At 50.8% G+C, this 10,001-nt stretch carries 12 protein-coding genes; 2 read left to right on the top strand and 10 right to left on the bottom strand.

What is annotated here, in order from left to right; all coding sequences use genetic code 11:
* Positions 1-27: 27 nt before the first annotated feature.
* Positions 28-630: a hypothetical protein gene (locus PG899_RS23150; protein ID WP_270682354.1), complete on the bottom strand. Its 603-nt coding sequence runs from the start codon at positions 628-630 to the stop codon at positions 28-30.
* Between the two features lie 18 nt (positions 631-648).
* A complete protein-coding gene (locus PG899_RS23145; RefSeq protein WP_210538482.1) occupies positions 649-981 on the bottom strand; it encodes a hypothetical protein in 333 nt (110 codons plus the stop codon).
* Positions 982-1,413: 432 nt separating this feature from the next.
* Here PG899_RS23145 and PG899_RS23140 point away from each other — a divergent pair, with 432 nt between their 5' ends.
* Positions 1,414-2,643 (top strand): ParA family protein, encoded by a 1,230-nt coding sequence (locus PG899_RS23140; RefSeq protein WP_210538483.1) that lies wholly within the window; start codon positions 1,414-1,416, stop codon positions 2,641-2,643.
* Entirely contained in the window at positions 2,643-3,641 is a 999-nt protein-coding gene (locus PG899_RS23135; protein WP_210538484.1) for a ParB N-terminal domain-containing protein, read from the top strand. The genes PG899_RS23140 and PG899_RS23135 overlap by 1 nt, the downstream gene beginning before the upstream one ends.
* 107 nt (positions 3,642-3,748) lie before the next feature.
* Here PG899_RS23135 and PG899_RS23130 read toward each other — a convergent pair whose 3' ends face one another.
* From PG899_RS23130 to PG899_RS23095, 8 genes are all read right to left on the bottom strand, one after another.
* On the bottom strand, positions 3,749-4,498 hold the full coding sequence (locus PG899_RS23130; RefSeq protein WP_210538485.1) for a PRTRC system ThiF family protein: 750 nt from the start codon (positions 4,496-4,498) through the stop codon (positions 3,749-3,751).
* A 41-nt stretch (positions 4,499-4,539) separates the two neighbouring features.
* The gene (locus PG899_RS23125) at positions 4,540-5,286 is read right to left on the bottom strand and encodes a hypothetical protein (RefSeq protein ID WP_210538486.1); all 747 of its coding nucleotides are present in this window, start codon (positions 5,284-5,286) and stop codon (positions 4,540-4,542) included.
* Positions 5,267-6,598, bottom strand: a complete 1,332-nt coding sequence (locus PG899_RS23120) for a hypothetical protein (protein ID WP_265216443.1) — start codon at positions 6,596-6,598, stop codon at positions 5,267-5,269. Before PG899_RS23120 ends, PG899_RS23125 begins: the two co-directional genes overlap by 20 nt.
* 20 nt (positions 6,599-6,618) lie before the next feature.
* Complete coding sequence (locus PG899_RS23115) at positions 6,619-6,921, bottom strand: hypothetical protein (RefSeq protein ID WP_236748011.1); 303 nt, start codon at positions 6,919-6,921, stop codon at positions 6,619-6,621.
* 188 nt (positions 6,922-7,109) lie between these two features.
* Positions 7,110-7,325: a hypothetical protein gene (locus tag PG899_RS23110; RefSeq protein ID WP_210538489.1), complete on the bottom strand. Its 216-nt coding sequence runs from the start codon at positions 7,323-7,325 to the stop codon at positions 7,110-7,112.
* 11 nt (positions 7,326-7,336) lie between these two features.
* Entirely contained in the window at positions 7,337-7,879 is a 543-nt protein-coding gene (locus tag PG899_RS23105; protein ID WP_270682352.1) for a hypothetical protein, read from the bottom strand.
* Between the two features lie 124 nt (positions 7,880-8,003).
* A complete protein-coding gene (locus PG899_RS23100) occupies positions 8,004-9,158 on the bottom strand; it encodes a DNA polymerase III subunit beta (protein ID WP_210538612.1) in 1,155 nt (384 codons plus the stop codon).
* Positions 9,159-9,445: 287 nt separating this feature from the next.
* A complete protein-coding gene (locus PG899_RS23095; RefSeq protein ID WP_270697750.1) occupies positions 9,446-9,955 on the bottom strand; it encodes a hypothetical protein in 510 nt (169 codons plus the stop codon).
* Positions 9,956-10,001 lie beyond the last annotated feature (46 nt).

Below are 10,001 nucleotides of genomic sequence, written 5' to 3'. Positions count from 1 at the left end.
CCACGGGAATTTCTGCGCAGTCGGGTATCACAACCCTAAGCGGGAAAAAGTGTCTGGATCTATGGGGTCAAATCCAGTAGCGAGGCTCAGCCCTTGACGCGAGAGCATTTCAAACGCAGGGTTTTCTTCGACTGCCCACTTGAAGTCAGTTTCCACTTTGGTGTGCTTCTTCATGTATGACACGAAGCCCGAGAACTGCTCGAAGGAGAAGAATGTGGCCGGGATTTTGTTGAAAATAGGGCGAATCCGAGCCGGATCTACTCCAATTTCCAACAGTGTGTTGATGGTTTCTGCCGCCTCTTCCTGGCAACGCTTCTCCGGTGTGAGGGGGACAAAGTAGTAGTCGAACTCTTGGCAAGAGTTACTGAACTTGCGAAGTCCATCGATGAAGAACCGGACGTTGCTCATACCCACATCGATGATGGCTTCATCCTCTACCATGATGCAATTCATCAGATTAGAGAATTGGCCACCGTTCATTGTGGTTACGTCAACACCAAGTGCATCAGCTGCCTGGTTCATATCCTCAATCGAGAAGAGCTGTGCGGCGGGCATCATGGTTTTCAACCAGTGGGCAGACAGAACGGTTTTACCCACAAATCCTGTTTTAGATACTACAACGATTTTCATTATGTTATTCCTTAATATTCAGAGTGTTACCTTTCCAGCCCACACATCAACAACAGCCGGCGATTCCGCCTTATCGGTTGTGGAAGAAGGTTGTTGCTCGGCTACATGGCTACGCTGTACGGCGGCAGGAGCCTTAATGGGTTCGAGAGGGGCTTGTGGCATCGAATTACGGTTTGCCAATCCTTTCTGTCGACGTTTTACGAAGGCGTTAATTGCAGACCTTGTTATCTCAATGTTGTACTTCTCCTCTAGGTACTCACGGATCACCTCAAGCGAATGCTTTCCCCTCAGCTCCAGGATTTCGACTGTGTAGGGCTCGAGTTTCGATGCGCCTTTTCTGCTTGGTAACATAAGGTCCTCGCTAAGAGATGCTGTCTAAGTGCCAAGGGTAGGTTGCATTTGTGCTCATTTTTGCGCTTACCCGTTGTCAACGCTTTGCATCATAAACGAATCACATTTGATGCAAGTCGTATCACCGTTGAGCTACCTGCGTAGCGCCTTTGAACTACTGTCGTAGTCGCTTTGTATCACCCGTGGGTCGAAAAATGACCGTGTTTGGCCACGATGCTGATTTGCTGATGCAGCTATTTCTGCCGATTAATCATGCCGCTGATGAAAGAATGTGATCGGCTATCTGATGTGCATTTAGCTTTGGTTGGCCGGATATCGCTGAGGGAAGAACTAGCGCCTTCAGTTGCGCCTGGAGCCAAAAAATAGACAAACCCATAATTCCTGAATTATCATCCAAAAATCTAAAAACATGGAATTGAGGGGGATTGTTGAATGAGCAGTGTATTGGCAAGGCAGCAACGCCTGGTTGGCTTCGAAAAACTCCGCGGCCAAGCAAGAATGCTGTTGGGTTACATAGCCGATGTGAAGCAAGACCGCCGGGACACTTCCATTGAGGACGGGTATCAAAGTGCGGTTTACACAATGTACCAGGTGCAACGTTTACCTGAAATGACTCGAGCCAGGGTTGAAGGGGCTATCAAGGTGTTGCGGGAAGGTGGTCGAGAGTTCAGCCGGCTACCCGCAGAGAAAAACGCACTCCAACCACACACATTTTCTCATGCCGATGTTCGGGCGATTTATAAGGCTGCAGGTCAGCGTTCGTTTGCCGAGATCAAGTCCACTCTAGGCTCCGATACTCTCGCCAAGGTTGTTGCTTGCCTCAACCTCAAGGGAGGGGTCGGCAAAACCACATCGACTGTCACCATCGCGACCGGTTTGGTTCATCATCGCAACCTGATCCGCCATCAATTGCGGGTAGCGGTCATCGACATGGATCCTCAGGGGTCAACTTCCGTGGCTTTTGGATTCGCCGGGCTTGGTAAAGAGCCACAACATTCTGCAATCGAAGCCATTGCCACCAGGGCTACACCTGAAACGGTAAGGTCCTGGATGCTGCCTACTTCTAGCGATGGGCTATTTGTCATGCCAGCGGGAACTGCAGATGGATTCTTTTCACTGCAGGCATACCAACACGCCGCAGATACCGGCATCAACATGACCGAATTGCTGACAAAATATGTCATAGATCCGATTCGTGATCACTACGACCTCATCTTACTTGATGCGGGACCTCACCTTGATGCGGCCTTGATTAACACCTTGCAAGCGAGTGACAGCTTGTTTGTTGCTATTGGCCTCGACCCGCTGGAGTTTGACTCGAGCTTGAAATTCCTCGAGTCCATTCATGGGTTGTTGGCGAACATTCCCTCCCCAAACCTTGATCCCGCATCCGTGTGGCTTCTGGGCAGTAAATTTGACGGCACCAATCCACAGCATCTGGATAACTACATGATGCTCAAGAACCTTGAACCTGCGAAGTTGTTTGTCAACAGGATGGAGCAACTGAGGCCATTCTCTTCTGTCACTGAAGATGGCCGCACCGTATTCACCATCCAACCGAAACATTATGCAGGAGATACCAGGTCACTCAGACGCGCCCAGAACGTTGCGGAGAACGTTGTGGCTGAGTTTTTCTCTAACATTCTTGAGGTAGCAAACTGATGAATAAAAAGCGCACGCCAATGAGCGAAGGCCTAGCGGCCCACATTGCTACATCAGCAGCCGCGCAGTCCATATCAAGCGGTGTGTTCAGCATGCCTGAGGATGTGGCTGGGGGATTTCAGGATGCAGAAGAAGCATTGGCCAGTAAGATTCGTTCGACCGGTGCTTTCCGGGTTATACGCCTGAAAAGCGGGCGCCTCGTGCGGCTGACGTCTGTCTATATCCCCTCTGCACATGTTGAGGAGCTAACCTACATCCACGAAGCGAACATTCGCTCCAAGTCGGGAGTGACTGAAGATACTGTAGATGACCTGATCGGCTCAGTTCGCTCTGGTGGTGTCGTAATGGAGGTGTTGGCAGTACGAGGGGCAGATACCAGGTACGGGATATTTGACGGTCAGCGTCGCCGATACTGTGCGTTGTTGGCGGAAAAAGGCTTGCCCATAGCTTACACCGACGAAACAGAGGATCTGAGCATGGCTGAGCTACGCGAGCTCAGTCGAATTGCTAACCTCACTCGACCCAACTCGCTTTATGATAAAGGGCTGCATTATGCCCGGGTGATGAAAGATGAAGGGCTGGATGTACTCAAGGTAGCATCGTTATTCGGGGTGCATGAGTCAGAAGTCCGCGCTTCACAGTGGGCACTTGAGATTCCGCTGCCACTCTATGAACTGCTACCGGATGGAACTGGCACTGGACGCCCAACAATACTGAATCTGCGCAGAACCCTAAAGCTACTCACGAAGGGACAAGTTGAAGCCCTGATATTATGGGCCCAGGGTAAAGAACCATACCCCTCAGCACCGAAAGCACTGGCCGACATTGCCGCACAAGCTACAGAACTTGCGGGTGAAAAGCCGGAAAAGCGTACCAATGTGAATGTGATTGCCGGGATCGCGGTGAAGCAAAAAAAGGGTAATACTTTCGAGTTGACCCTACCAGACGAGATCTCCAGTCAGCAACTGTTCGATCTCCTTGCCATGCTCAAAATGTGAGGATCAAGCTGGGCATGGGAGCAACAGCATCAATAGGGTTTCACCAACATGCCAGAAAATAAAAACCGCCTGAAGGCGGTTTTTATTTGTTGTTGTGTTCATGGAATTCAGAGACTCTGCGGAGAGTATCCGAATGATGACCACACTTTTTCGTCAATGGGCATGGGGTCAACTGATAACCGGTGAACGTCGAAAAACGCTCCGTGGGAATCAAGGCCGCCATGCCGGAACATGTTCCACATGAGTTGGCCCACAACCCGGGCAGCCGTTGAGTTAACCCCGAAATCTTGTTTGGCGACGGCCTCCGCTGATGAGCAGCTCTTGGATAGGTCATCCACCATCACCTCATACTGCCCCGCAAACAAGTCGTAGGCTGTCGGCAACCCAGCCCCCCCTAAAACTACCTGCCCCGTCTTGTTATCGTTGCCAGCATCAATCCAGAGGCGGTTTGATTTGCTCAATGTTGCAAACTTCGACCCGAATTGTACACGAAAACTAGGCTTGTCCACTGCTGTGATAAATACGGTTGGACGGCGGCGATTAAGGAGTTCCTGACCCACCTCATAGTCTCCCCTAGCCTCCCAAGCGAAACCGTTATAGCAACGCTCCGCATCGACTAAGGCTTGTGCTTTGGGGAGCCCCAGGTCTGCCGCATGGAACCTCTGGCGACCTAAATTAGCTTCACGAACTGGAGAGCCATCATAGGCAGTCACACTGATACCGGGATGACCAAGACGGGTCAAGAGATCATGTAACATTGACAGCTCGCCCATGACAAAACTGCCAGTCCCTCCACACCCAATTAGCACAACATCCACTTCCTGAGACAAATACTCGATGGGGGTTTTCCACTTCATCGCCCTGCTCCTTTTCTCAACTTTCGCAATTATCCCCTTCTTTATCGTGATGCAACCTGTTCAATCCAATCACCGAGATAGCCTATTCTCGTCATCTGGGATGCAGTTATTGTTGGGATTACGCCGGTCTTTCTCCGCTCTACGTCCATCCCGACCCAAAACGCGGTTGGTGTAGAGCCATCGGCTACCGCTTGGGAGTTGTTACTGTGAGTTTTAAGTGCGTCGTACATGCAAGCCTCAATCTCCGGCAAGGTCGAGAAATCAATTTCTCGGGGCAACGTTGCACTTCCAAGGCAAAACCCTCCTCCGTGGTAGCAGTTGGGCATAGGAACATCGTAGACATGGTTCTCGGGTGTAGGGCGTTCGTCGGTGTCCAAAGCGGCTACAGATAGCCGTGCCGACCCTTTCTGGACATTGAACACTAGAGCTGGCCAAAGGATCTTGAAACCGCAACGCTCACCACCCACCTGTAACCATAACATCCCTTCCCGCGAGGGCTGATACCATGTAATCGCGCTTGGGCTACTGAGTAGCACGTTAGAGGGGATGAATTGGTAGTTGCCCTTCGTGTTACCCTGGGAGCGATCCAGAGAGCCTGTGAGGTCTGCCAACAGCTCATGAATAGTCTGCATTGACAGGGGTTCACCTAACCCGAGTTTGTCGTCAACGATGGCGTGTCGTGTAATGCCGGTTAGGTCTGCCATCTGCTCACTAGAGCTGGAAAATACGAGCGCAAGGCGGGGTAAAGTCTGTTTCTTCTGACAGGTATTATTTCTGACCACTTGCATGACCAGCTTCCTCTTTAACGTTGTTTCCTGCGACGTACACAGCGGCCATAATTGCAATGCTTCGCTGCCACGATTCCATGGCCATCAAAGTATCATCATTGATGTGGACGCAAACGCTAGAGGTACATAGATCCCCGTTCATGGCAAAGTCGTTGTGAGTGTTGTAGGCATCATCTGCAAGCTCCCTGCGCGGAAGTGCCTTTGTCTCAAAGGGGATTTTAAAGTCAATGGATATGTCAGACTCGTCTTGGTAGTCGAAAACCTCTTTCGAGACCCTATAGGTCGCCATTTCCCTTTCAATGATCGTCTGAGCCCCCAATAGGAAGGCACTCAGAGAGGTGTTATCTTCCACCTCGCGCAAGCGGCCAAACACAGCCGCAAGTCCCCCTTCAGCAGTTATCTCCTTTACTGACTGCTCGATTTCAGCCCAGCCAGCTTTCTGATGGCAATAATCAAAACAGCTCCACATGGCTGAGTATCCATCACCACCGAGTTCATCACTGGCATCATTTACCTTCATAAGAACAGATGTTGCCTCTGCTTTGCCACCGACCAGAAGCGCGAGTTTATCGAAAAAGTCGGGGGCTTCTGTTTCGAATCTGGGAGCTGAGTCTATCTTGGATAATTCACTTTCTGCCCGCTCCAGAACGCCGATGAACTCGTGAATTTGGGTGGCCTCCAAAGTCTCGGGTAACTCAAGATCGTAACACTCAGTCATCCAGTCGAGAGTGTATTCAAAGAAGGCATTGCTTGGGATGAACCCTACCAGTGGGAGTTGCGAGAACATGAGGTTTTGAAATGCTGCGAGGTAGTCGCTGGATACTGACGATGGAAATACCATGAATTCTAGATCTGAAAACAGCCGGAATCTTAATTGCTCGCTGGACTGACCGAACTCATTACCGTTTCGGTCGTTAACAAGGCCAAAACTAAAATCAAGAATCTGCTTACACGTTGAATAGCTATCGTCAAACTCTCCGGCCAATATTTCCCCACCCACGTTTATCAGTATCTCCCGCAGTTCGCGGGCACATGCCTCCCCTGCTCGCTCAGCTCGCGTAGATAGCTCTTGGCATACCACATGCGCAAGATCCTCAAAACGACTCAGGCGCTCTGCTAGAGTTTGTGCTGCCACCAAATAGGTCAGTTCCGTGGCCCCCCATCCGTTCTTGTGAGCCAACGTAACAACAGACTTCAACAGTGGTGCAATTTCCCCCAGAGAGTGAATAGATGATTGGAATCCATCTGTAGTCGAAAGCCCCGGTCTTGGTATCACAGCCCCACGCAGACGCAAGGATGGGGGTACTTGCAAACGTGCGCGATCCTGCCCTGTCAGCGAGGCCGGAACGCCCAACCGGATTGCAAATCCCGCTCGGTTGGTGCTCTCGCAACTTTCTGAGCAAACTGCACCCATTTCATTTTCTCCTTGGCAAATGCTTCTAGGTAATTTTGATCGGAAACTGGCTCTAACGGCTGTTCTGGTTCAGCCTCAATTACATCCAGCCATGCGGCTAGTTCATCATGAGTCGGCATGAAGGCACCTCCTATGCAGCCAGTATCTCTTAGATTGTTCAGACGCAAGATCAGCTCAAGCTCCCAAAAATACAGTGTATTTTTGTTGCTCTCTTGCGCCATCAATAACAAGTTGGAAACATAAATACACTGTATTTTTCGGCTGTCAGCTCACCGACGATAGCCCCCCATCAACTGTGATGGGTCACTCAAACCACCCCTAGAGGACTGATAGCTGGCGACTGAAATCTATGCACCAAAATGATAAAACCGCCTTGCGGCGGTTTTTGATCCCCTCCCCCCTCCAACATCTAACCGTTGGTTTTAACTGGGGGTATTAGAAATTCGTATTGCAATGTATTCCCAACCAGAAGGCCATCTGTCTCGTACAAGGTTGTCCAGCGCACCTGTGGGTAGGTGGCTGATAGGATCTGTTGTGCCGTTTCGAGTGGCAGGCCAGGAACAGGGTCATCTACGATAGCAGAGCCAATTTTAAAGGTTCGACGCAGTAAGTTGATGGTTTGCATATGGACTCCCCTTAGATACCCAAAGAGGACAAAATGTCTTGGTCAAAAAGTGCTTGGGTATCAACCTTCTCCTGAACTGCCCCTGCCCCTGCCCCTGCCCCTGCCCCTGCCCCTGCCCCTGCCCCTGCCCCTGCCCCTGCCCCTGCCCCTGCCCCTGCTGGAATAGCATCATCAGTGACTGGCTTTGTGGCTTCCCCCTTTTTCTTCTTCGGCTCAACTCCCTTGACCGCCGCTTGAGATACAGCTTTCTGCAATTGCTCAGTGATGCTGGGCTGGCGCAATGTCCCAGAGAGAGCTTGAGCATACTCGTCAAGGATCTCAGCTAAGCGAGTATCAATGTTACTTAGAGGTGCGGAAACGATAACCGGAGTTGTCAGGGCTGCACGATAGGCTTGTCCTCCCTCCTGATAGCCTGCCCCGGTAACATTGGCCGCAGGAGCCGAGAGAACGGGGATGATGATCACCTGTGTTAACTCTGCCGAGCCGGACACTTGAAGGTTGAACTGACTCACCCCGAGGCGAGTGGAAAGGCATTCAATCAGGGGCTGGAACATGGATATTTCTCCGGTCTGGTTCTTGATTCAGTGGACTTAGGTTAACCCGATACCGGCTGATGCAAGGGGCATAGCGATTAGCTTGCCCCCCAATAGAACGACATAATCAAGCTGTTAGATAACATCAAGCCTTTACTTGGGCTAACACCTGCAATGCAGTGATGTCAGTTTCAGAGCGCATGAGAACCGCACTATTCTGCTCCGAGGTGTCGATGGTCAGATTGACTATTGCGCCGGACAATCCGCGCAGAGCATCGACGAGATAACCGACATTGAAAATGGCCGATACTCTGTCTAAGCCTGACGGCATCTTACAGGGGACGATCTCGGTTGCCCCCTCGTCGCTCCCTTCGTTCTTCGAGCTGATAGTGATCTCCCCAGCTTGAACTTGGAAACGTACAGTTTGCTTGCGACCATCAGCAAGAATCTTGGCTCTCTCAAGGCATGAAATGAAATATTCCCTATCTACCCCTAGATCAGCCCAACCATGACCAGAGGGACTCGGGATAACACGCTGCCAGTTGGGGTACTTTCCTTCTAATAGGCTGAATTGTAGCCTCCAACCATATACCGGACAGATGATGGCAAGGCGTGAAGTATCAAAGAGAACTACCAGCTCACACCCCAATTTTGTCATTGAAATTATCTGCTGCACTTGTTGTTTAGGGATCAACAGCTGACGCCCCCGCACATCACCGCTAATACTGCTGATAGGGATCTCTCCTTTAGCCAGCCGCATTCCATCGGATGCCACAACTACGGCCCTCGTTTCGTCCAGCTCAACGCAAATGGAATTGAGCGTGTGTCGACAATCATTAGCCGGAACCATACGGTTTAGACGGGTCAGGGTGGGAATCAGATCGCTGCTTTGGATGGAAAAACGAGAGGTGTTATTACAAATCTCTGGCTGTGGGAACTCGTCGGCTGACAAGCACACTAACTGGAATCGACTACGCCCTGCTTGAACAACGCCAGATAATTTATTGCCGTCAGAGCAAAACTTGACAGTTGCGATTGCATCAACGGGCATCGAGTGAACGATGGCATTGAATTTTGCCGCATCAACGCAGATAGAACCAGTGCCGTTGAACGAATCCATTCTCGTCATGCGGGTCGCAAAGAAACCACCATTTGTGGCTTGAACTGACAGAACACCGCTCTCTGCTATTTGCAGGAGAAGGTATTTATGAATCGGTGCAATGCTCCCTTTAGCATGAGCTGCAACGAAGGTGATTGCGTCGGTAAAAGATGAACTGGATTTAAAGGTAAATTCCATCATAACGGTTGTCTCCTTGGTGCGTGGAGTCAACTTACGCCGTAACTTGATAATGCAAGTGCCCATCAGGTAGGTCACCTTGCAAAAGTCCTCTGATGGGTTGGAGTAAGGGAAGAAAGAAAAACCTGAAATTGTACCGACTGGATGAACTGAGCATGTTGTCACCCTTGCGCATCCTAGCGGAGTACAACCCCGCTAGATGGCTCCCAGGAACAGGACATATTGTGAAATCCCCACAGGGGATCCTAAAGGGGTGTCCCCCGCCTGCTAGGCGGGGGAGGGGAGAGGGACTATTCGAACCCCTTAAGGTAAAAGCTGGGGGCGTAGCCTGACCAATCGAACGCAAAGGCTCCGACAGTCTTGATAAGGTCGCCTTTGCTCATACCGATAAGTTTTTTCAGTGCTTTGGAATCGTGGGCAGCTTCATAGGCAGTCAAGTAGCCGGACTCCTTCAAGATGAAGGTGATTGTATCTGTTGTGTAACTTTTCAGTCGCTCGGGTGTGGGAACCCATTGGGCTATAGCCTTCTCCTTAGCGTTAGGTGCGTGGGGGAGTGTTGCCATCATAACGTCCACCATGGGGCAGTAGCCGGTGCCGTCTAATCGCTCGACGATAAAGCTCATGGTACTGGCAATCTCGCTTCGCAACGCCTCAATACTTTTACTGCTATCAGCGATGGTATCCGGCAGGGCGCGTCCAAAGGTTGCTTTGCCAGCAACGGACAAAAGGCTCGACAAAACAACTGATAGTTGAAAACGCTGTGAAGCCTCGGTAATCCCCCCATTTTTAGGGGCATTCAAAAGTAGAGGTCATGCGGCCTGTGCCAGACGCTGTTTCGGCGTGTAG

The organism is Aeromonas sp. QDB39 (assembly GCF_027707585.1).
GTDB classification, from domain to species: domain Bacteria; phylum Pseudomonadota; class Gammaproteobacteria; order Enterobacterales; family Aeromonadaceae; genus Aeromonas; species Aeromonas hydrophila.
Note: the sequence above shows the minus strand (reverse complement) of the source record. Positions and strands in the feature narration are given on the sequence as shown.

Bases quoted from the DNA above. Each gene is read 5' to 3' on its own strand.
- PG899_RS23100 (WP_210538612.1), bottom strand. From the start codon at position 9,158: ATGATGGAATTTACCTTTAAATCCAGTTCATCTTTTACCGACGCAATC.
- PG899_RS23110 (WP_210538489.1), bottom strand. From the start codon at position 7,325: ATGCAAACCATCAACTTACTGCGTCGAACCTTTAAAATTGGCTCTGCT.
- PG899_RS23125 (WP_210538486.1), bottom strand. From the start codon at position 5,286: ATGCAAGTGGTCAGAAATAATACCTGTCAGAAGAAACAGACTTTACCC.
- PG899_RS23140 (WP_210538483.1), top strand. From the start codon at position 1,414: ATGAGCAGTGTATTGGCAAGGCAGCAACGCCTGGTTGGCTTCGAAAAA.
- PG899_RS23115 (WP_236748011.1), bottom strand. From the start codon at position 6,921: ATGGCGCAAGAGAGCAACAAAAATACACTGTATTTTTGGGAGCTTGAG.
- PG899_RS23135 (WP_210538484.1), top strand. From the start codon at position 2,643: ATGAATAAAAAGCGCACGCCAATGAGCGAAGGCCTAGCGGCCCACATT.
- PG899_RS23145 (WP_210538482.1), bottom strand. From the start codon at position 981: ATGTTACCAAGCAGAAAAGGCGCATCGAAACTCGAGCCCTACACAGTC.
- PG899_RS23150 (WP_270682354.1), bottom strand. From the start codon at position 630: ATGAAAATCGTTGTAGTATCTAAAACAGGATTTGTGGGTAAAACCGTT.
- PG899_RS23105 (WP_270682352.1), bottom strand. From the start codon at position 7,879: ATGTTCCAGCCCCTGATTGAATGCCTTTCCACTCGCCTCGGGGTGAGT.
- PG899_RS23130 (WP_210538485.1), bottom strand. From the start codon at position 4,498: ATGAAGTGGAAAACCCCCATCGAGTATTTGTCTCAGGAAGTGGATGTT.